At 71.6% G+C, this 20,835-nt stretch carries 20 protein-coding genes and 1 tRNA gene; 3 read left to right on the top strand and 18 right to left on the bottom strand.

Annotated features, from left to right (window positions below; translation table 11 throughout):
• Nucleotides 1–51: 51 nt before the first annotated feature.
• The 7 genes from ACFQRJ_RS03250 to ACFQRJ_RS03220 all read right to left on the bottom strand — a co-directional run bounded on the left by ACFQRJ_RS03250 (nt 52) and on the right by ACFQRJ_RS03220 (nt 8,382).
• Complete coding sequence (locus tag ACFQRJ_RS03250; RefSeq protein WP_377016981.1) at nt 52–948, bottom strand: FKBP-type peptidyl-prolyl cis-trans isomerase; 897 nt, start codon at nt 946–948, stop codon at nt 52–54.
• Between the two features lie 130 nt (nt 949–1,078).
• Nucleotides 1,079–2,488 (bottom strand): Pup--protein ligase, encoded by a 1,410-nt coding sequence (gene pafA / locus ACFQRJ_RS03245; protein ID WP_377016979.1) that lies wholly within the window; start codon nt 2,486–2,488, stop codon nt 1,079–1,081.
• A 4-nt stretch (nt 2,489–2,492) separates the two neighbouring features.
• Nucleotides 2,493–2,684, bottom strand: a complete 192-nt coding sequence (locus ACFQRJ_RS03240; RefSeq protein WP_377016977.1) for a ubiquitin-like protein Pup — start codon at nt 2,682–2,684, stop codon at nt 2,493–2,495.
• Between the two features lie 101 nt (nt 2,685–2,785).
• Nucleotides 2,786–4,516: a depupylase/deamidase Dop gene (gene dop / locus ACFQRJ_RS03235; RefSeq protein WP_377016975.1), complete on the bottom strand. Its 1,731-nt coding sequence runs from the start codon at nt 4,514–4,516 to the stop codon at nt 2,786–2,788.
• A complete protein-coding gene (arc, locus tag ACFQRJ_RS03230) occupies nt 4,513–6,102 on the bottom strand; it encodes a proteasome ATPase (protein ID WP_377016973.1) in 1,590 nt (529 codons plus the stop codon). Before arc ends, dop begins: the two co-directional genes overlap by 4 nt.
• Before the next feature lie 37 nt (nt 6,103–6,139).
• Complete coding sequence (locus ACFQRJ_RS03225; protein WP_377016971.1) at nt 6,140–7,210, bottom strand: tRNA (adenine-N1)-methyltransferase; 1,071 nt, start codon at nt 7,208–7,210, stop codon at nt 6,140–6,142.
• A 53-nt stretch (nt 7,211–7,263) separates the two neighbouring features.
• On the bottom strand, nt 7,264–8,382 hold the full coding sequence (locus ACFQRJ_RS03220; protein WP_377016969.1) for a site-2 protease family protein: 1,119 nt from the start codon (nt 8,380–8,382) through the stop codon (nt 7,264–7,266).
• Between the two features lie 107 nt (nt 8,383–8,489).
• Here ACFQRJ_RS03220 and ACFQRJ_RS03215 point away from each other — a divergent pair, with 107 nt between their 5' ends.
• Entirely contained in the window at nt 8,490–9,299 is an 810-nt protein-coding gene (locus tag ACFQRJ_RS03215) for a PAC2 family protein (protein WP_377016967.1), read from the top strand.
• Between the two features lie 266 nt (nt 9,300–9,565).
• Here ACFQRJ_RS03215 and mshC read toward each other — a convergent pair whose 3' ends face one another.
• The 3 genes from mshC to ACFQRJ_RS03200 all read right to left on the bottom strand — a co-directional run bounded on the left by mshC (nt 9,566) and on the right by ACFQRJ_RS03200 (nt 12,207).
• Nucleotides 9,566–10,831, bottom strand: a complete 1,266-nt coding sequence (mshC, locus tag ACFQRJ_RS03210; RefSeq protein ID WP_377016965.1) for a cysteine--1-D-myo-inosityl 2-amino-2-deoxy-alpha-D-glucopyranoside ligase — start codon at nt 10,829–10,831, stop codon at nt 9,566–9,568.
• Between the two features lie 28 nt (nt 10,832–10,859).
• A complete protein-coding gene (locus ACFQRJ_RS03205) occupies nt 10,860–11,732 on the bottom strand; it encodes an undecaprenyl-diphosphate phosphatase (protein WP_377016963.1) in 873 nt (290 codons plus the stop codon).
• 154 nt (nt 11,733–11,886) lie between these two features.
• Nucleotides 11,887–12,207 carry a DNA primase gene (locus ACFQRJ_RS03200; RefSeq protein ID WP_377016961.1) on the bottom strand — a complete coding sequence of 107 codons (321 nt, stop codon included), beginning with the start codon at nt 12,205–12,207 and terminating at the stop codon, nt 11,887–11,889.
• Nucleotides 12,208–12,332: 125 nt separating this feature from the next.
• On the opposite strand from ACFQRJ_RS03200, the gene ACFQRJ_RS03195 reads away from it, so the two are divergent.
• Nucleotides 12,333–12,641 carry a DUF5703 family protein gene (locus ACFQRJ_RS03195; protein WP_377016959.1) on the top strand — a complete coding sequence of 103 codons (309 nt, stop codon included), beginning with the start codon at nt 12,333–12,335 and terminating at the stop codon, nt 12,639–12,641.
• 69 nt (nt 12,642–12,710) lie between these two features.
• Nucleotides 12,711–13,220: a hypothetical protein gene (locus tag ACFQRJ_RS03190; RefSeq protein ID WP_377016957.1), complete on the top strand. Its 510-nt coding sequence runs from the start codon at nt 12,711–12,713 to the stop codon at nt 13,218–13,220.
• Nucleotides 13,221–13,222: 2 nt separating this feature from the next.
• Here the strand turns inward: ACFQRJ_RS03190 and ACFQRJ_RS03185 are convergent, their stop codons facing one another.
• The 8 genes from ACFQRJ_RS03185 to alaS all read right to left on the bottom strand — a co-directional run bounded on the left by ACFQRJ_RS03185 (nt 13,223) and on the right by alaS (nt 20,745).
• The gene (locus ACFQRJ_RS03185) at nt 13,223–14,089 is read right to left on the bottom strand and encodes a TrmH family RNA methyltransferase (RefSeq protein WP_377016955.1); all 867 of its coding nucleotides are present in this window, start codon (nt 14,087–14,089) and stop codon (nt 13,223–13,225) included.
• A complete protein-coding gene (locus ACFQRJ_RS03180) occupies nt 14,086–14,553 on the bottom strand; it encodes a tRNA (cytidine(34)-2'-O)-methyltransferase (RefSeq protein WP_377016953.1) in 468 nt (155 codons plus the stop codon). Before ACFQRJ_RS03180 ends, ACFQRJ_RS03185 begins: the two co-directional genes overlap by 4 nt.
• A gap of 116 nt (nt 14,554–14,669) precedes the next feature.
• A tRNA-Leu gene (locus tag ACFQRJ_RS03175) sits at nt 14,670–14,755 on the bottom strand.
• Between the two features lie 92 nt (nt 14,756–14,847).
• Nucleotides 14,848–15,300, bottom strand: a complete 453-nt coding sequence (locus tag ACFQRJ_RS03170; protein ID WP_377016951.1) for a hypothetical protein — start codon at nt 15,298–15,300, stop codon at nt 14,848–14,850.
• A gap of 102 nt (nt 15,301–15,402) precedes the next feature.
• Nucleotides 15,403–16,293 carry a shikimate dehydrogenase gene (locus ACFQRJ_RS03165; protein WP_377016949.1) on the bottom strand — a complete coding sequence of 297 codons (891 nt, stop codon included), beginning with the start codon at nt 16,291–16,293 and terminating at the stop codon, nt 15,403–15,405.
• The gene (mltG, locus tag ACFQRJ_RS03160; RefSeq protein ID WP_377016947.1) at nt 16,290–17,477 is read right to left on the bottom strand and encodes an endolytic transglycosylase MltG; all 1,188 of its coding nucleotides are present in this window, start codon (nt 17,475–17,477) and stop codon (nt 16,290–16,292) included. The genes ACFQRJ_RS03165 and mltG overlap by 4 nt, the downstream gene beginning before the upstream one ends.
• Nucleotides 17,474–18,040, bottom strand: a complete 567-nt coding sequence (gene ruvX, locus ACFQRJ_RS03155; RefSeq protein ID WP_377016945.1) for a Holliday junction resolvase RuvX — start codon at nt 18,038–18,040, stop codon at nt 17,474–17,476. The genes mltG and ruvX overlap by 4 nt, the downstream gene beginning before the upstream one ends.
• Nucleotides 18,037–20,745, bottom strand: coding sequence for an alanine--tRNA ligase (alaS, locus tag ACFQRJ_RS03150; protein WP_377016942.1), 2,709 nt, complete (start codon nt 20,743–20,745; stop codon nt 18,037–18,039). Before alaS ends, ruvX begins: the two co-directional genes overlap by 4 nt.
• Nucleotides 20,746–20,835 lie beyond the last annotated feature (90 nt).

Raw genomic sequence — 20,835 nt, 5'->3', positions numbered from 1 at the left:
AAGGGGCCGTCGTGCGGCCGCCTCCGCCGGGACGGTGTCGGTGTCGTGGGGTCAGTCTGCCTTGTGCGCGGCATCGAGCACGTCGATGACGAACAGGAGGGTCTGCCCGGCGAGCTCGTGCTCGGACTCGCCCTCCTCACCGTAGGCCTCGGCCGGGGGGACCACCAGCATCACCTGGGATCCGACGGGAAGGTCCAGCAGGTTCTCGTCCCAGCCGGGGATCACCTTCTGCATGCCCTGCGGGAAACCGAACGGCGCCCCACGCTCCCACGAGGAGTCGAACTGCTCACCGGAGTCCCAGTTCCATCCCGTGTAGTGCATGGTCAGGTAGTCGCCCTCGCGGGTGGCGTCCCCGGCGCCCTGGATGAGGGTCTCGCGGACGGTCTCGGTGGGTGCCTCGCCCTCGGGCGCGGACTCCAGGGAGGGTGCGCCGTTCTCGTCGAGGCTGACGGCCGGGAAGGTTCCGGAGGGCTCCTGCGCCTCGCCGTCGGCGCGCAGCGGCGAGACGACACGGTCGATGTCGGAGGCCTGGATGAGCGCGTAGGACTGCCCGGACGTCGTGGTCTGCCAGCCGGCCATCGCGACGCGCGAGCCGATCGGGACCGTGGTGAGGAACGCGAACGCCTCGTCACCGAGCGTCTCCGCGGTGACCTGCACGCCATTGGCCGGGGCGCCCTGCCACCAGGATTCGAGCACGTCGCCGGTGCTCGCGTCCGAATAGACGCTGCGCCAGATGATGGTGTCGCCCTCGGCGATCGTCTCGCCGTCCCCGGGGGTGATCAGAGCCGAATCGGGCGCGGTGATCTGCACCGGCGGGGTGAACTCGATCGTGGGCTCCGCCTCGAGGTCGTCGCTGACCGTCACGGCGGACAGGGCCGGGTCGCCGCCGCCGTCGGAGGCCGCCGCGGTGTTCTCGGCATCAGCGCCGTCGTCGGAGCAGGCGGCCACGCCGGCAACCGTGGTCGCAGCGAGAGCGGAGGTCAACAAGGTGCGGCGGCGGATCAAGAGCAGGCCTTTCGGATCGGGAGCCCCGAGCGGGGCACGTGCACCAGGGTACGGGGCGCGCGGCCCCGGATTCTCAGGCGGGCGGCGGATCATCGCTCGCCGATCCGGTCCCGGACCGGCGGATCTCGGCCAGGAGCTCGTCGACCGCGGGGAGCTCGGTCGCGAACGGGTCGAGGACCTGTACCGGCATGGACCCGGGACGGGTCAGGCGCATCGTGGTCCAGTCCACGACATGGTCGACGCCATGCTGCTGAGCGGCGGTGACCACCTGCCCGCGCAGGTGCGCCCGCGTGGTGGCGGGAGCGACCTCGCGGGCGGCCTCGATGCGCTGCTCGGAGAGGACCGCCGGAGCGAGCCCGCGGGCCTGGAGACTGGCGAAGAGGCCCTGGCCCGGCGAGATGTCGTGGTAGGCCAGGTCGAGCCGTTCCAGCGCCGGATCCGAGAGCTCGACCCCACGGCGCTCGGCGACCTGCGAGAACAGGCGCTCCTTGATGGCCCAGTCCAGACGGGTCGCGGCCCAGCTGCGGTCCCCGGTGCGCACCGCGTCGATCGCTCTCTGCCAGGTCTCCAGCACGTCGCGCTCGGCGCTGTCGGAGCCCTCGGTCTCCTCGGTGAACTCGGCGGCCAGATCCAGCCAGCGCTGCTGGATCTCGACCGCCGAGGTGGTCCCGCCGCCGGCCGTGGGAATCGGCGCCTGCCCGGTGAGGTCGCGCGCGACGGCGCGGATGGTGGCGATGTCGTCGGCCAGGGTCAGATCGGGCAGGGCCCGACCCGACTCGATGGCGCGCAGGACCAGGTCGGTGGTGGCGAAGCGCAGGTGCGTGGAGACCTCGCTCATCGTCGAGTCGCCGACGATGACGTGCAGGCGGCGGTACCTGGTGGGGTCGCCGTGGGGTTCGTCGCGGGTGTTGATGATCGGACGGGTTCGGGTGGTGGCCGACGAGACCGCCTCCCACATGTGGTCGCTGCGACGGGAGAAGACGAAGCGGGCCCCGTCCTCGTCACGCACCACTCCCCCGGCGCCGGTGACGATCTGCCGGGTGACCAGGAACGGCAGGAGGTACCGCGGCAGGCGCGTGAACTCGCCGCGGCGGTCGACGAGGTAGTTCTCGTGGGAGCCGAAAGCATTGCCCTCGGAGTCGACGTTGTTCTTGAGCAGGTGGATCCGAGCGTCCTGGCCGTCGGCGGCGAGGCGCTCCCCCGCCTGCTCGGCGAGGTCGGCGAAGATGCGTTCGCCGGCGCGGTCCTGGGCGACCAGTTCCCACCAGTCGTCGCATTCGGCCGTGGCGTACTCCGGATGGGAGCCGACGTCGAGGTAGAGACGGGCGGCGTTGGGCAGGAAGACGTTCGAGGAACGGCCCATGGCGACCACGGGCCGGAACAGCTCGCGGGCCGCGTTCTCCGGCTCGAGCGCGCGGGTGCCGTCGGCGTGCACGCACACCAGCCCGAACTCGGTCTCCAGGCCTCCGACTCGACGCCTCATCGGGTCACTGGCCGCCCTTCTGGACGAAGGAGCGCACGAAGGTCTCGGCGTTGGACTCCAGCACGGAGTCGATCTCGTCGAGCAGGTCGTCCGCAGCCTGGGCCGAGGCATAGGTCTGGCCGCCGCTGGCGCTCTCGGTGCTGCCGTTGTCGTCGTCCGGCTCGGGACCGGATGCATGCAGTGACTGCTGGGACACGGGATTCTCCTCGGTGGTCGGGGGCTGTGGTCGGTCTGCGGAATCGTGGTGTCAGCGCGGCCGTCGTGCGGAGACGCCGGCGTCGGGGCCGAGCATCATCCTCAGTGCTCGCCGACGGCTCGGCGCAGCGAGTCGAGGATCTGTTCGACGCCCCCGCGGAGGTCGATGCCGTGGGCCTGGCACCAGGAGGCGGAGCCGAGGCGCGGATCCGCCAGGCGCAGACGGTGTCCGCCGTCGGGCCCGGCCAGGGTGATCGCGTCCCACCCGGCCGAGGGGACGTGCTCGCGATGGGCGGCGATGAGGCGGCCGCGCAGGTGGGCGCGGGTCGACGCGGGCGGGGTGGTGATCGCCGCGTCCACCTCCTCCTGCGCCACGAGCGTGCCCACGGCGCCGGCTGCGCGCAGCTTCGCGAACAGGCCCCGGCTGGGACGGAGGTCGCTGAACTGCAGGTCGATCAGGGACAACCGCGGATCGCCCCACTCCAGGCCGTGCCGGGCGCGGTAGCGTTCGAGCAGCTGCAGCTTGGCGACCCATTCGATGCGGTCGGCGGCCAGCGCGGGATCCTGCTCGAGCAGGTCCAGCAGCTCGCCCCACGTGCGCAGTACCGCCGCGGTCTCCTCGTCGCCCGGGTCGCACAGCGGCTCGAGCGCCTCGAGGTGGGCGCGCTGAATCTGGAGGGCGGTGAGCTCGCGCCCGTCGGTCAGGGGCACGGTCGCTCTCAGCGTGGGGTCGTGGCTGATCGTGTGCACGGCCGCGACCGGGTCGGCCAGGCGCAGATCGGGAAGGATCGCATGCCCGGTGCGGTGCTCGGCCTCCAGCGCGGCGAGCACCAGGGAGGTGGAGCCGAGCTTGAGGAACGTCGACTCCTCCAGCAGGTTCGCGTCACCGATGATCACGTGCAGGCGGCGGAAGCGCGAGGGGTCCGCATGGGGCTCGTCGCGCGTGTTCACGATCGGCCGGTTCAAGGTGGTCTCCAGTCCCACCTCGGCCTCCATGAAGTCAGCGCGGGAGGAGATCTGGTAGCCGGGCTGCTCGCCCCGGGGACCGAGGCCCACACGACCGGCGCCCACGAGCACCTGGCGGGTGCTCAGGAACGGGAGCATCGCGGCGGTGAGGCGTTCGAACGGCACCTCGCGCTCGACGAGGTAGTTCTCGTGCGTGCCGTAGGACGCGCCCTTGCCGTCGGTGTTGTTCTTGTAGAGGGTGACGCCCGGGATGCCGTCGGCGGCCTCGAGGATTCCCATGGCGCGGCGAGCGATCTCCTCCCCAGCACGGTCGGCGACCACGGCCTCGCGGGCACGGGTGACCTCGGGGGCGGAGTACTCCGGGTGCGCGTGGTCGACGTACCAGCGCGCGCCGTTGGCCAGCACGGCGTTGCCGATCGAACGCTGGGCCGCCCAGCTGAGCACCTCGGCGTCATCGCCGTCCGGGGCGGTCTCGGGGCCGGCGGCCGGGGCATCCAGCTCGACGCTGGGCAGGCTCGGGGCGCTGGGCAGGTGCGCCTCGTGCACCTCGTCGGTGAGCTGGGTGGGGTGGGCTGCGGCGCGCTGCAGGTCGAAGCCGCGCGCGTCGCGCAGCGGGGTCTCATCGCCGTAGTCCCAGCGTACGCGGGATCCGCGCTCGCCCTCGTGCGGGTCCAGCAGGGCGTAGGCGCCGACGACCAGGTGCGAGAGTCCGACGGCGCTGCCGGCACCGGCGCGCGAGCGGGTCTCGGGATCGGTGTGGAGCACACCGAACTCGGTCTCGATCCCCATGACGCGCTCGGTGGTGAGGTCGGTGACATCCGCCAGGCCCGCCGGGCCGCCGGCCTGATCGCTCGTGTCAGTGCTCATCCCCGCACCTCCTCGACCAGGGGCTCCTCCGCCTCGGCCGCGCGGGAGCGTCCCTGCAGCGGGACCACTGCCTCGATCCGGCGGCCCTGCTTGCCGCGGGTGCCGGAGACGCGAGCCCAGTCCTCGGGGTGCGCCGCCGAGGGCATGTCCTCGTTCTCGACGAACTCGGCGGTGATCGCCTCGCGCAGATGCTGTGCGGTCAGTCCCACCGACCCGCTGGCCAGCTGGTCCTTGACCGCGAGCTTCTTGGCGCGGTCGGTGATGTTGCGCAGCGTCGCCCCGGAGACGAAGTCGCGGAAGTGGAGGGTCTCCTCGGAGCCGTCGGAGTACTCCAGGCGCACGAACGCCGAGGCCGGGCCGTCGTCGTAGATGTCCTGTGCCGCCACATCCAGCAGCTGGTCGCGGTCCTCCCGCATCGGGACGGACTCGTCGAGATAGAGCCCCAGGATCTCGCGGCCCGCCTCGAGATCGGGACGGCGCACTCGGATCTTCACGTCCAGCCGGCCGGGGCGCAGGATCGCCGGATCGATCATGTCCTCACGGTTGGAGGCGCCGATGACGATGACGTTGTCGAGGTCCTCGACGCCGTCGATCTCAGCCAGCAGCTGCGGCACGATCGTGGTCTCGACGTCGCTGGAGAGGCCGGAGCCGCGGGTGCGGAACAGGGCCTCCATCTCATCGAAGAAGATCACCACGGGGTGGTCGGCGGCGGCCTTCTCGCGAGCGCGCTCGAAGACGAGGCGGATGGAGCGCTCGGATTCACCGACGTACTTGTTCAGCAGCTCCGGGCCCTTGATGTTGAGGAACGCGGAGTTCTCGAGGGCTTCGGCGACGCTGACGCCGCGCACCTCGGCCGAGCGCAGCACGAGCTCGTGGGCGACGGCCTTGGCGATCATCGTCTTGCCGCAGCCGGGCGGGCCGTACAGCAGCACGCCCTGGGGCGGGCGCAGACCGTAGGTGCGGTAGAGGTCCTGCTGGAGGAACGGCAGCTCGACGGCGTCGCGGATGGCCTCGATCTGGCCGCCGAGCCCCCCGATCTGGTCGAAGGTGACGTCGGGGACCTGCTCGAGGACGAGGTCGGTGATCTCGGCGCGGTCGATGCGCTCCATGACCAGCTGCGCCTTCAGGTCGACCAGCACGTGGTCACCAGGGTGCAGCGCCTCCTCGGCCAGGGCGCCGGCGCGGCGCAGCACCCGGGTGTCGTCGGGGGCGACCGCCACGATCACGCGGGTGTCGGGCAGGGACTCCACGACGGGCACGACGTTGCCCGCATCGCTCGGGGCCACCGCCTCCACGGCGGCCAGCGACTCGTTCAGTCGCAGCTCGGCGCCGGGTTCCAGACTCTCCAGGTCCAGGCTCGCGGCCGTGGCCACGCGCAGCCGGCGGCCGTTGTGGAGCACGTCGATGGTGGTCCCCTCGGTGCGGCGCAGGAACGTGGCGTAGGAGTTCGGCGGATCCCCCACCCGCTCCAGGTCGGCCTTGAGCTCGACGATCTGGGCGCGGGCGGCTCGGAGCCCGCTGGTGAGGCGGTCGTTGTGGGCGGCCAGCTGCTCCAGCTCGGCCGTCATCTCCGCGTAGGTCTTCATCGTCGCGGCCTCTCCTTCCCTGTCGTCGCCGGTCGGCTCAGCGGTCCCGGCCCTGCCGGATGTCGCGCAGGGCGCGCTTGAGCTTGCGCGGGGCGACGCCGCGCTCCCCCAGGTCCTGCGGGCCCCATTCGCTGTCCGAGCCGCCGAAGCCGTCGTTGGCGGGATCGTTCATCTCCTCCTCGACCCGCGAACCGGGAGCCGGGCGGGTCACGCGCGTCAGGGCCGACGTGCCGTGGGCCGTGCGGCGCGAGGTGAGCAGGAACCCGGTATGGGCGTTCATGCGGTGCTCCGGTCGCACCGCGAGCCCCTCGAGGTGCCAGGGACGCACGAAGGACTCCCAGGCGAAGGGCTCGGTGAACTCCCCATGGTCGCGCAGCGCCTCGGCGGTGCGGGAGAGCTGGGTGACCGTGGCGACGTAGGCGAGGAACACGCCCCCGGAGACGAGCACCTCCGCGGCGGCCTCGATGCATTCCCAGGGGGCGAGCATGTCCAGGACGACGCGGTCGACGGCGGGCCCGTCGGGCGCCAGCGTCGGGGCGACGTCCTGGAAGTCGCCGACGGTGAGATCCCAGGACGGGTTGGGGCCGCCGAAGAAGGTCTCGACGTTCTCCCGGGCCACCTCGGCGAAGTCCTCGCGGCGCTCGATCGAGTGCAGGCTGCCGTCGGGGCCGACGGCGCGCAGCAGCGCCGTGGTCAGGCCGCCGGAGCCCACCCCGGCCTCCAGCACGCGGGCGCCGGGGAAGATGTCGCCCCACATGAGGATCTGGGCGGCGTCCTTGGGGTAGATGATGGCGGCGCCGCGCGGCATGGAGAGCATGTAGTCGGCGTACAGCGGGCGCAGCGCCTGGTATCTGGTGCCCCGGTTGTCCTCGACGACCACGCCGTCCTCGGCGCCGATCAGCTGGTCGTGGCGCAGCACGCCGCGGTGGGTGTGGAACTCGCCGCCGGGCTTCAGGGTGATGGTGTGCAGCCGGTTCTTGGAGTCGGCGAGCTGGACCTTGTCGCCGAGGTCGAAGGGGCCGGTGCGGTCCAGGCCGCGGCGGGGCGCGCGGGGCGCGGGGCCCTGCGCCCCGGTCCGGGCTGCGGGCTGCGACGGCTGATCAGTCATGCGTTCCAGCATATGACGCGCGGTGAGACGGACGGGAGGAAGGGAGGCGATGTTCACCGACCGCGCAGAAGCGCATTGACGTCGGCGCTCATGATCACCCCGTGCACCGCCCCCTCGGCGTCGGTGACGAGGTAGCCGGGCATAGGGCGGGCGAGCATCACCGAGACCAGCGCGTTGCCGCGCAGGGAGGCGTCGAGTCGGCCGATCGGGCCGACGGATCCGGCGACCGCGCTGACCGGGGTGGCTGCGCGCCGGTCCGCCGGGACCGCGGCGGCGGCGACGGGATCGATGCGGTAGGCGCTGCCGATGTGCCCGGACCCGGGCGGGGCGGGGTCGAGGATGAGCACGTCGTCGAGGTCGCCGGTGGTGCCCAGCTCGGCCAGGGGCCGGCTCGGCGGGACGATTCGCATCGGATGGGCGAGGCTCTCCGCGTCGAGGGAGTCGACGCGGTGGCTGAGGTTCGCCGATTCCAGTGCCCGGGAGGCGCCCTGCCACAGCATGCCCGCGATCAGGACGGCCCACAGCACGGTCAGCAGCGAGAGTGTTCCCGCCCCGTCGGCCCGCACGATCCGCACCAGGGGAAACACGACCACCAGCACCGCGATGCCGCGACCGATCCAGGCGGTGATGCGGGTTCCCAGCAGCGGGTTGCGCAGCACGCCGGACAGCAGGGACTCCAGGGCGCGGCCGCCGTCCATCGGCAGCCCGGGGAGCAGATTGAACAGGGCGAGGGCGATGTTCAGCCACGAGGACAGGCCCCAGAACACCGCGGCGGACGAGCCGGGCTCGGACAGGGACGCGGCGCCGGCGGTGAGGGCTGCGAGCACCCCGTTGCTGATCGGGCCGGACAGGGAGATCACCAGCGAGGGCAGCGCTCCCAGCGCCTCCCCGCGGTACTGGGTGTGCCCGCCCCACAGGGTCAGGGCGATGTGGTCGACCGTGGCGCCGAACGCCCGGGCGCTGAGGGCGTGCGCGGATTCGTGCACCAGCACGGAGACGATCATGAACAGGGCTATGCCCAGGGACAGCAGGATGGGCGTCAAGGGATCCGTCGTGCCGCCCCGGGCGAGCCCGGGGTGGATGATCACGGCGAGGATCAGCACGGTGACGAGCGTGCCCGGGCTGACACGGATCGGCGGCAGCGGGCCGAGGCGCAGCGTGGGGCTCTTCATCATCCGTCTCCTTCGGGCCGGGGACGGCGGCTCCCCAGGACAGGGCGAGGATATCCGCTGCGCCTGCACCCCGGCTCCGTCCCGTCGGCGGAGCCTATGATGGAGCGATGAGTCGAATCGCCATCACGGCTTTCAGCGGATGGAACGACGCGGGAGAGGCCGCCACGGGGGTGATCGAGCACCTGCTCGAGGTGTGGCCGTCGCGTCCTGCCGGAGCGGTCGATGCCGAGGAGTACATCGACTTCCAGGTCAACCGGCCCGAGATCCGCACGACGGAGGCGGGCCTGCGCGTGATCGACTGGCCCGACACCGAGCTGCGCATCCTCCAGCCCCCGCGGGGACCGGAGATCGTCACCGTCCTGGGCCCGGAGCCGTCCCTGCACTGGAAGCGCTTCTGTGACGAGGTGCTCGAGCAGATGCAGATCCTCGACGTGAGCTCCGTCATCTCGCTGGGCGCGCTGCTGGCGGACTCGCCGCACTCGCGCCCGCTGCCGGTCTCCTCTGCGGTCGAGCCCGGGTCCGCCGAGCCGGTCGAGGACTCGGAGCTGTACTCCGGTCCGGTCGGGGTGCCGACGATCCTGGCGCGGCGCGCCGCCTCCGCCGGTCTCCGCACCACCAGCATCTGGGTGCAGGTGCCCCACTACGTCTCGCAGAACCCCTCGCCGAAGGCGGTGCTGGGTCTGCTGCGGGAGGTCCAGGAGCGCGTCAGCGCGCCGATCCCGATCGAGGAGCTGATCGAGGACGCGGAGGCGTGGGAGCGCGGTGTCGACGAGCTGGCCCGCACCGACGAGGACGTCGCGGAGTACGTGCGGCGACTGGAGCAGGCGCAGGACGCGGCCGGGCTGCCCGAGGCCAGCGGCGACGCCATCGCGAAGGAGTTCGAGCAGTTCCTGCGGCGGCGACGCGAGTCGGAGTAGTCCCCCTCCTTCCCGCGCGGCCCCCCTCCCGCGCGGCCCCCCTCCCGCACGGCCTCCTCCCAGGTGGTCTTCCTCCCGGGCGGCCTGCTTTCCGCGCGACGTCGCGGCGCAGGACATGGCCCACCACGACGGCTCGCCGACCCGTGCCGCCCGTTCCCCCGATCCGTGTCTCCTGCGCCACGGATCGGGGGAACGGGCCGGCGCGTCGGACCGGGGGAACGGGCCGGCGCGTCGAGTCGGCCCGGGGCCGCCCGGCTGCCGGCCGCTCAGCTCGTGCGCGGAGTCAGGTCCAGTCCGAACAGGGCGTCCGCCGCGGCGGGCACATCGCCGGGAGCCCGGTCGCCGGCCTCGGGGGCTTCACCGCTGCCGGCCGAGTCGGAGGCCCAGGCGTCCAGGGCGCTCAGCGCGGACGGCGTGTCCAGGTCGTCGCGCAGCGCGCGGCGCAGCGCCTCGACCGTCTCCGGGTGCTGCCCTCCCTGTTCGGCGGCGCCCCGGTAGCTGTGCAGACGGCTCGTGGCGAGGTCGACCTCCTCGGCGGACCATTCCCAGTCGGCGCGGTAGTGATGGGCCATGAGCACCAGCCGGACCACCATCGGGTCGATGCCATCGCGCACCAGTCGGTGGACGAAGACCAGGTTGCCCAGGGACTTGCTCATCTTCTCGCCCTCATGGGCGACCATGCCGCTGTGCATGTAGGTCCCGGCGAAGCCGCGGCCCAGGGCCACGGCATGCGCCGCGCCGAGGTCGTGATGGGGGAAGATCAGATCGCTGCCACCGGCCTGGACGTCGAAGGGCAGGCCGAGGCCGTCCTCGGCGATGCAGACGCACTCGACGTGCCAGCCGGGACGGCCACGGCCCAGGACACCGCCGTCCCACGCGGGCTCGCCCTCCCGTTCGGCGCGCCACAGCAGCGGATCGAAGCGGCCCCGCTTGCCCTCGCGCTCCGGGTCACCGCCGCGCTCGGCGAAGACCGAGAGCATCTGCTGCTCGCTCCAGCCCGAGACATCGCCCAGCGCCCCGTCCACAGCCAGGTCGAGATACCAGTCCGGGCCCGCAGCGTCCTCGGCGGGGACGGGATACGCGCGTCCGCGCTCGTGCACGCGCTGGACCAGAGCGATGATCCCGTCCATGCTCTCGCTGACGGAGCGATAGGTGTCCGGGGCGAGGATGCGCAGCGCCTCCATGTCCTCGGCGAACAGGGCGGTCTGCGAGGCGGCGAGCTCGCGCCAGTCGACCCCGTCGCGGGCGGCACGCTCCAGCAGCGGGTCGTCGACGTCGGTGACGTTCTGGGCGACGTCCACCTCCAGCCCCGTGTCCAGCAGCGCACGCCGCATCAGGTCCGCGGCGTGATACGTGGCCGCATGCCCCAGATGGGTCGCGTCGTACGGCGTGATCCCGCAGACGTACAGCCGGGCGCGACCGGGCATGATCGGGACGAGGGGCGCCACCCGCCCCGTCCGGGTGTCGTGCAGCCTCAGCGGGATGTCGGAGGCGGGAAGGGGCGTGATCGACGGGGAGGTCCAGGAAAGCACCGTCCGATCATACGGGCCGTGCGAGGCCTCAGGCGCCGCCGAGAGGGTCGACCACTCCGAGCCACAGCAGAACCAGCAGCACCAGGCCAGCGGCCACGCGGTAGAGGACGAAGGGCAGGTAGGAGCGGTTCTCGATCAGCCGCATGAACCACACGATGACGGCGTATCCCACCCCGAAGGCGACGGCCGTCGAGATGATGATCGCCACCAAGGAGGGCTCCCCGGCCGCGGCTGCGGCGGCACGACCGTCGGCGGACAGCAGCGCCGGCACCTCCTTGGCGGCCTTGTAGAGGCCGGAGGCGAAGACGGCCGGGATGGCGAGGAGGAACGCGTAGCGTGCGGCGGCCTGACGGGTGTAGCCCATGAGGAGGCCTGCGGTGATGGTCCCGCCGGACCGTGAGACGCCGGGGATCAGGGCGAGGGCCTGGGCGAGGCCGAAGAGGATGCCGTGACGGACGGTGAGGGTGTCCAGCTCCTTGCGCTGAGGAGCGATGCGGTCCGCCAGTCCGAGCAGCACACCGAATCCGATCAACATCGACGCGGTGATGTAGAGGTTGCGCAGGCCGTGATCGATCTGGTCCTCGAACAGCAGTCCGAGCACGCCGATCGGGATCGACCCGACGATCACCAGCCAGCCCATCCTCACGTCCGGATCGGACTGGGGGACCTTGCCGGCCAGGGCCTTGAACCACTTGCCGATGATGCGGGTGATGTCCTTCCAGAAGTACATCACCACGGCCGCTTCGGTGCCGAGCTGGATGATGGCGGTGAAGGCCGCGCCCGGGTCCTGGCCGGGATCCATGAGCTCACCGACGACGCGCACATGGGCGCTCGAGGAGATCGGGAGGAACTCGGTCAGTCCCTGGACGAGCCCCAGGATGATCGCCTCGATGAACGACATGGACTCTCCTCGGGGAAGGACGGACGGCGCACTCGGGCCGACATGTTCATCGGCCTCGGACAGAGTACGCGGCGCCGGGCTCGATGCCCGGCGCCGCGTGGGGACCTGTGGTGAAGATGGCGTGCACGTTCTACGACCCGCTCATGGAGCGGTCTCAGCGCTCGGCGTCATCCTCGTCGTAGTCGCCGTCCTCGTAGTCATCGTCATCGTCCTCGTCGTCCTCGAACTCATCGAGGTCGTCGAAGTCGTCGTCATCCTCATCGTCGTCGTCCTCGGCGTCGAAGACGATGAGCGGGGTGGCGATGTCGTAGGCGTCGAACAGAGCGTCGTCGTAGGTGTCGAAGGCCGTGGTCAGACGTTCGGTCGCGGCGTCCAGGGCCGGATCGTCGTCACCGCGGGACGCGGCGGCGGCCTCGTAGTGACGTTCCAGGGCAGCGATCAGCGCAGCGAGAGCGGAGCGAGGATCCGTGTTCATGGTTGGACGGTACCGCGTCGGACGGCAGAATGGACAGTGGAACCGGCCGGGCCGGGGTCACGACTCTGCTCGTCGGGCAGCGGCGGCCCCGGAGCCGGCCGATACGCGTCTATGCACACAGGAGGATGCCGTTGTCCGGAGGCCAGCAGCCCCTCGCGGCTCGAATCGAGCACGTGCGCGATCCCCGCGGGATCAGGGATCTGCCGCTGGAGCGGGGACGCCGCGCGGAGGACTACGAGTTCCAGATCATCACGGTCCCGCGCAACAGCTCCGTGGCCCAGGTGCGGGCCACACTGACGGAGCAGGCCGAGTACGGCCGGTGGGAGCACGCCCGCACCCGCCTGTACATGGGCGGGGGCAAGAAGGTGTGGATGCGGCGACGCATCATCCGTGTCGAATCCACCCTCGGGTACTCCCCCGTGATCGAGATCTGAGATCGCCGGCCCGTCCACAATCCTCCCGGACGGGCGGGAACCGTCCCGCATCTCTGGTGCAATAACCGTGTGCCCGTTGCTGCTGCCCCGCTGATCCCGCTCGTCGTGCTGCTGGTGCTGTACCTGCCGCCGGCGCTGGTGCTGGCCTGGGTCGACGGGCGCGAACACCGCCTGCCCAATCCGTGGGTCGGCTCGATGACGGCGGCCGTGGCCGCCGCTCTGGCGATCACGGCGGCCGCCGTCCCCGCCCTGCGCGGCGGGCTGCGTACCGCTGTCGTGCTGGCGCTGGTGCTGGGGGTCGGCGCGATCCTGATCGCCCTGGTGGCGCCTGCGCTGCTGGGTATGGGCGACGCGAAGACGGTACCGGTGGTGGTGCTGATGTGCACCGCACTCGGCGGGGACGTGCTGATCGCCGGGCTGCTGGGGATCGCGCTGGTCGCGGGCGCCGCCGGGACCGTCGTGGTGGCCGTGACCCGCCGCGCCGGCGTGCGCTTCGCTCTGGGCCCGGTGCTGCTGGCGGGGCCGTTCCTGGGCCTGCTGGGCGCTCCGGTGGTCCGCAGCGCTCTGGGGACGGCCTGAGCTCAGGGGCCCTGCGACGGCTTCCCGGCGGCCTGGCGCTGGCGCCGCGCCTCGTACAGGGCGATCGAGCCTGCGATGGAGGCGTTCAGCGAGGAAGCGCTGCCGGTCATGGGGATCTCGGCGACGACGTCGCATCCCTCGCGCCAGCCGGCGCTCATCCCGATCGTCTCGTTGCCCACGACGATCACGACGGGGCCCGTGAGATCGACGTCGGAGATCGCGCGGCCACCGGCCTCGTCGAGACCGAGCACCGTCCAAGGTTCGCCCTCCCCGCGCCGGGAATCGACCCAGTCCAGCACGTCGCGGTGCGAGGCCCGTCGCAGCACGGGCTGGGCGAAGATCGACCCGGTGCTGGCACGGATGGCGGCCGGATCCCAGGGGTCGGCGCTGTGCCCGGTGATGATCAGGCCAGCGCCACCGAGTGCGTCGACGGTCCGGGCGAGGGACCCGATGTTGCCGGGACTCGAGGGCCGGTCGAAGACGACCAGCAACGAATCGGACGACGGCGTCAACCGGTCGAGGTCGTCGCTCGGCACCGCGGCCAGGGCGAGCAGCTCGGGGACCCCCTCCTCGCGCTCCCCCAGCTCGGCCATCAGCTCCGCATCGACCTCGACGACCGGCGCCGGCGGCGAGGCCAGGAGCTCGCGGGCCCACCGGGAGGGCCGCTCCCGGCCGTCGGACAGCAGCGCCCGGATCTCGACGCCATGGGCGATGGCCCGGGTGATCGGCCTGACCCCTTGGACGATCATCTCTCCGCTGCGGGAACGCTTGGTGCGGTTGGTCAGCAGGGACTGCCACTGCTGGAAGAGGGCGTTACGACGGGCGAGCCGCGCCGGGAGCCTGGTGCCGGTTCCGTGCGACCGCGTCATGCGCCCGCCCCGTCGTATCCGAACTGTCGCCACGCCTCGTACACGGCGATCGAGACGGCATTGGCGAGATTCAGGGAGCGCCGGGCCGGGAGCATGGGGATCCGCACCCGGGCGGTCACCCGGGGGTGCTCCAGGGCCGAGGCCGGCAGGCCGGTCGGCTCCGTGCCGAACAGCAGCACATCCTCGGGGGCGTAGTCGATCTCGTCGAAGGTCGTCTCGGTATGCGCGGTGAAGGCGAACACCCGCGCCGAGGGCGCGGCTGCCAGGGCGCGGTCCAGATCGGGGTGGATGCTCACATCGGCGAGATCGTGGTAGTCGAGCCCGGCCCGGCGCAGTTTCGCGTCCTCGAGATCGAAGCCGAGCGGCTCGATGAGGTGGAGCCGGGCCCCGGTCACGGCGGAGAGCCGGATGGCGTTGCCGGTGTTCCCGGCGATCGCGGGCTCATGGAGGAAGACGTGGACCATGCCGACGATTCTCCCACGGTGCTCCGTGGTGACCCGGGTCGTGACCCGGCGGTGCCTCAGCCGGCCGGTGACGCAGAAGAACCCCGCTCCACGATCGGAGACGGGGTCCCACAGGGTGTCCGAGAGGGGACTTGAACCCCTACGCCCTAATACGGGCACTAGCACCTCAAGCTAGCGCGTCTACCAATTCCGCCACCCGGACAGGCGGCCGCCGCAGCGACTGAAGAAGATTAGCACGGGCCGGCGCTCGAAATGGGCCCCATCCGCCTCCTGCCAGCACGGACGTGAAGACAATCACGCCATGACGCCGATCCGGCCGGTCCGCATGAGTGTGCGGAGGAGCTCCAGTGCCGCCTCCACGCGGGCGACGAAGGGGCCGGCGGAGCTGTCCGGCAGGCGCTCGGCGAGGTCCTGCAGGGCGGCAGCGGCCAGGACGACCATCGTCGGGTCGGGGTCGATGAGCGAGTCCGGATCCCAGGCCTCCAGAGTGGCCAGGGTCTGGTCGAGCTCGTCGGAGGCGGCGTGCTGGGTCGCGGTCAGCAGGTCCACCCGGGCCCGGGTGGCCAGTGCTGTGCAGCGTCGCAGCAGCGGTGTCGAGACGTCCGGGCCGATGGGCGCAGTGTCCGTGGCCGGATCGGCTGTGGACTTCGCCGTGGGCGGGGACGTGGCGGGGACGATCGTGGCAGAACCGGCTCGCTGCGGGTCGATGGGGTCGTTCTCGCCCCCGAGCCCTTGGTCCAGGTCCATGAGTCACTTCCTCGTGCTCGATCCAGCGGCGTCCGACGAGACCCGTCGGGCGCCGCCACTTTACTACTCCTTTGCTGAACCCGACAAGGGAGCACGGTGTCGTCAGCCCGGCGTCCCGGGGCCCGAGGCGCGCCGGGCGACCTCTCCGCGCGCCGCCGCCAGCATCTCGGTGACGGGGGCCGCGGTGACCGCGAGCATGGAGCGCACCTGCATGTCGGCCTGGTGGGCCAGCATCTCGAGACCGTCGGCGACGGTGCCGCCGCGCTCGGCGACCAGGGCCGCCAGCGGGGCCGGCCACGGGTCGTAGAGCACGTCGAGGAACACCTGCGGCACCGCGAGCGGCTCGCGCCGGCGCCAGTCGGCGGCGACCGTCTCGGCGCCGCCGACGGCGAGGGCGCTGACGACGACCTCCGCCGTCAGGGCAGCGTGATTGTCCTCCCACGCCACCAGCTCGACGGGGGTACCGGCCCGGGCGGCGAGGGCCTCCAGCGGTGCCAGCTTCTCCGGGCTGCGTGCCGTCAGCACGATGGTGCCGGTCCCGAGAGCGACCAGGGCGGCGACCGCGCTGAGCGCCGTCGACCCCGACCCGATCACCGCGCCCCGCACGGGCCCGGCAGTTCCGGAGCCGGCGGGTGCGACGCCGTGATCGCCCAGTGCCGCCACGATCCCGTGGACATCGTGGTTCTCCGCCCGCCACGTGCCGTCGGGGCGACGGATCAGGGTGTTGGAGACGCCCAGGGCGCGCGAGGTCTCATCGGACTCGGCGGCCAGCGCGAAGGCCTCCGGCTTGCCGGGCATCGTCACGCTCAGGCCGTCCAGCTCGCGGCCGGCGCCGCCCTGCACGAATGCCTCCAGCTCGCCGGCGGGGACGTCGTAGCGCTCGTACGTCGCGTCCTCGATACCAAGGGTGCGGTAGGCGGCGGCATGCAGGACGGGCGAGAGCGAATGCGCGACCGGCGAGCCCACCACCGCGAACCGGGAGGGGGCGGTCACCCCTTCGCCTCCGCCCAGGCCTGCCATTCGGCCACGTTCTTCTCGTGCTCCGCCCAGGTCTCGGCGAACTTCGTCTCCCCGGTGTCGGTGTTGACCGTCACGAAGTACAGCCAGTCGCCCTCGGGCGGGTCGATGGTCGCATCCAGCGTCGCGCCCCCGGGGGCGGCGATCGGCCCCGGGGGGAGGCCGGTGTGGGCGTAGGTGTTGTACGGGCTGTCGGTGGCACGCTCTTCGTCGGTGGTGCCGACGCTGGCGCTCTTGCCGGTGACGTAGTGGACCGTGGAGTCGAACTGGAGCCTCATCGGTTTGCCGCCGGCATCACCGGCGCCCTCGAGCCGATTATGGATGGTGCGCACGACCTTTCCGTAGTCCTCGGCGTTGCTGGCCTCGAGCTCCGCGAGGGAGGCGATGGTCAGCGACTCGTGCCACTCCTCCTCCGGGATCTCGCGAGCTGTCAGCTCCTCCTCCATGCGCTCCCACATCATCGAGATGACCTCCTCGGCGGTGGCCTCCTCGGGGATGTCGTAGCGGCCCGGCCACAGGTATCCCTCCATTGACTCCGCCGGGTTCTCGGGGATGCCGTAGGAGGTGTAGTCCTCGGCAGCCGCCTCGAAGTCCTCCACCGGGATCCCTGAGGCCTCGGACAGGAGCGGCCAGATCTGGGTCAGACGCAGCCCCTCGGGCACGATCACCCGGTGTCCGGCGAGATTCGCGGGATCCATCAGGGCTTCCAGCGCGTCGGCGGCGGGCATCTTCTGCTGGAGCCGGTAGACGCCCGGCTCGATGCCCGAGGCGTCGGGCGTGTTGGCGAAGAGATTGACGAACGGGCCCGTGGTCTTGATGACGTCGTGCTCGACGAGGGTCTGTGCGATGTCGGTGCCGGTGTCGCCCTCGGCGACCTCGACGACGGCTTCCCCGCTGCCGGGCCCCGGGTAATCGGCCGCCTCGGTCTCGACGCTGACGTTGGAGGTGAGCCACCGGTATCCCTGGACGCCGCCGACGCCGAGCCCGGCGACCACCAGGATCACCAGCAGCACAGGGAGCACCGAGCGCACGAACCCTCCGCGCCGCGGACTGCGCCGGCGGCCTCGATGGCTGTTGCCCTTCGCCGGCGCCGCGCCGTGATCGCCGCTGCTGGATTCCTCCTGTGTGAGCTCCTCCAGGGACAGCTCGTCGTCGCTCATGCGGTGCCCTCCTGATCGGTGCGTTCCGCCTGCTCGGAATCGTCCTGCGCGGCAGGCACGAGCTCGCCGGCGCGTGCTGCGGTCGACCGTTCGATGTCCAGCGCCTGCTGCAGGATCATCACGGCGGCGACCTGATCGACGACCTGCCGGTGCTTGCGTCCCTTGCGACCCGAGGTGTGCAGCGCCTGGTGTGCTGTCACCGTCGTCAGCCGCTCGTCGAGAAGGCGGATCTCGACGTCGCCGACTCCCGTGGTGTCCTGCGGGCCCTGTGCCAGGACCGTGGCCAGTTCTGCAGCGAAGTCGCGGGCCTTGGCGGCGGCAGGTCCTTCGGTCCCGTCCAGGGAACGCGGAAGCCCGACCATGATGACACGAGCTTCCGTCTCGCGCGCCTCGAGCGCCACGCGCGCGGCCGCGGACTGCCGTTCGACGGTCTCGACCGGGGTCGCCACCAACCCGTCGCGGTCGCTGCGGGCGAGCCCGACCCGGACATCTCCGACATCAACCCCCAGACGGACTCCGCGGGGAAGCCCCGCGACATCCTGGACGTCGTCGGATGGCCTCATGCGGTCACGGCCGCCTCGATAGTGCTGCGCACCGCGGCGAGGGCATCGGGGATGCGGGCGGGCTCACCGCCGCCTCCCTGGGCGAGGTCGGGCTTGCCGCCGCCGCGTCCGCCCATCGCCTCGGCGGCGGTGGCCAGGATCTTCCCGGCGGCCAGGCCCAGATCGCGGGCTCCGGGGCTGGTGGCGACGACGAGCGCGGCGCGCTCGTTCTCGTGCCCGGCCACGGCGACCACGGCAGGCGCGTCGTCGCCCAGGCGCGAGCGCAGGTCCAGCGCGAGGGTCCGCAGATCGCCGGCGGCGATCCCCTCCCCGGCGTCGTGGGCCAGCAGCCGCACCCCGGCGACGTCGACCGCTTCGCCGGCCAGGCGCCCGGCCTCGGCCTGCAGCTGCTGCCCGCGCAGTGCGGCCAGCTGCTTCTCCATGTCCTTGGTCCGCTGGGTCAGGGCGCGCACCCGGTCGGGCAGGTCGTCAGGAGATCCCACCTTCAGCAGCTCGGAGAGCTGGGAGACCAGGGCGTGCTCCTTGGCCTGGTAGCGGTAGGCGGACAGGCCCACCAAAGCGTCGACGCGACGCACGCCGCTGCCGATGGAGGACTCCCCCATCAGCTGCACGGTGCCGATGGCGCCGGTGCTGGGGACATGGGTGCCGCCGCACAGCTCACGGGACCAGTCCCCGCCGATGGAGACGACCCGGACGATGTCGCCGTACTTCTCGCCGAACAGGGCCTGGGCACCGAGCGCGCGAGCCTCGTCGATCGGCATCTGCTGGTCGGTGACCGCGAGCTCGTCCTGCAGCAGGGTGTTCACCCTGCCCTCGATCTGCTCGAGCGCGCTGTGCGGGACGCCCTGGCCGTAGCGGAAGTCGAAGCGCATGCGGCCCGGCGAGTTCTCCGAACCGGCCTGGGTCGCGCCCTCACCGAGCTCCTCGCGCAGGGACTGGTGGACCATGTGCGTGGCGGTGTGCGCGCGGGCGATCGCGCCGCGGCGGGCGGTGTCGATCGCGGCGACCGCCTCGGTCCCGGTGGCGACCGAGCCTTCGACGAGACGGCCGCGGTGGACGATGAGCCCGCGCACCGGGGCCTGCACGTCGTCGACCTCGATCAGGCCGCCGCCGGCGATGGTGATCTGGCCCTGATCGGCGAGCTGGCCGCCGGCCTCGGCGTAGAACGGGGTCGAGGCGAGGACCACCTCGACATCCGCCGGGGCATCGACCGCGTTGACGAGCTCCCCGCCGACCAGCACCGACTCGACGGTGGTCGCGACGGTGGACTCCGTGTAGCCCAGGAACGGCACGCTCTCGCCGCGCTGGGTGAGCAGCCGGTTGTAGATCGCCGTGTCGGTGTGCCCGGACTTCTTGGCGGCGGCGTCGGCGCGGGCGCGCTCGCGCTGCTCCTGCATGGCGCTGCGGAAGGCAGTCTCGTCGACCGTGAGGCCGACCTCGTGGGCCATCTCGACGGTGAGGTCGATCGGGAAGCCGTAGGTGTCGTGGAGACGGAAGGCGTCCTCGCCGGGGACGGAGCGGCCCCCGCTGCCCTTCACATCGCTCACCAGCTGATCGAAGATCGTGGTGCCGGTCTCGAGGGTGCGGCGGAACGCCTCCTCCTCGGCGTAGACGATCTCGGAGATGCGGCCGAAGTCTGCCTCGAGCTCCGGGTAGGACTCCACCATCACCGACTGCGAGATGGGCAGCAGCTGCGGCATGGACGGCTGGGTGTGGCCGAGCAGCCGCATCGAGCGCACGGCGCGTCGGATCAGGCGGCGCAGCACGTAGCCGCGGCCTTCGTTGCCGGGCCGGACCCCGTCGGCCACCAGCATCATCGCGCTGCGGACGTGATCGCCTACGATGCGCAGACGGACGTCGTCCTCCTCGTCGGCCCCGTAGACCCGTCCGGTGAGCTCCTGCGCCTTCTCGATGACGGGGAAGACCTGGTCGATCTCGTACATGTTCTGCTTGCCCTGCAGCAGATAGGCGACGCGCTCGACACCGAGCCCCGTGTCGATGGACTTCTGGTCGAGCTCACCGAGCAGCGGGTAGTCCTTGCCCGTGCCCTCGCCGCGCAGGTACTGGTCGAACACGAGGTTCCAGATCTCGATGTAACGGTCCTCGGCGCGCTCGTCACCCGGCCATTCGGGGACCGTGCCGGTGACGGCCTCGGGTCCGTACTCCGGGCCGCGGTCGTAGTGCCACTCGCCGCAGGGACCGGCGGGACCCGGCTGGCCGGTGTCCCAGAAGATCTCCTCGCGCGGCAGACGCACCACGCGGCGGGGCTCGAGCCCGATCACCTCGGTGACGTGGCGGTAGGACTCCTCGTCGTGCTCCCAGACGGTGAACCACAGGCGCTCGGGATCCATGCCGAGCCCGCCGGCGTCCTGGCTGGAGGTCAGGAACTCCCAGGAGAGGTCGATCGCACCCTGCTTGAAGTAGTCGCCGAAGGAGAAGTTCCCCGCCATCTGGAAGAACGTGCCGTGGCGCGTGGTGCGGCCGACGTTCTCGATGTCGTTGGTGCGGATGCACTTCTGGACGCTGACCGCGCGCGCGTACGGAGGCTTCTCGGTGCCCACGATGTACGGGATGAAGGGAACCATGCCGGCGATCGTGAACAGGATCGAGGGGTCCGAGGAGACCAGCGAGGTGCTGGGGACGACCTCGTGCTGCTTCGAGGCGAAGAATTCGAGCCAGCGGCGATGGATCTCTGAGGTGCGCATGTCTGGGGAGGTCCTTCCTGAGACACCTGGGGCGGGCCCGCGGCGGCGCCGGGCGGGCGGTGCGGACACGAAGGCCCCGGTCAGGGTACC

This window comes from Brachybacterium sp. GCM10030252, from assembly GCF_042666535.1.
In the GTDB taxonomy this organism is placed as follows: Bacteria; Actinomycetota; Actinomycetes; order Actinomycetales; family Dermabacteraceae; genus Brachybacterium.
Note: the sequence above shows the minus strand (reverse complement) of the source record. Positions and strands in the feature narration are given on the sequence as shown.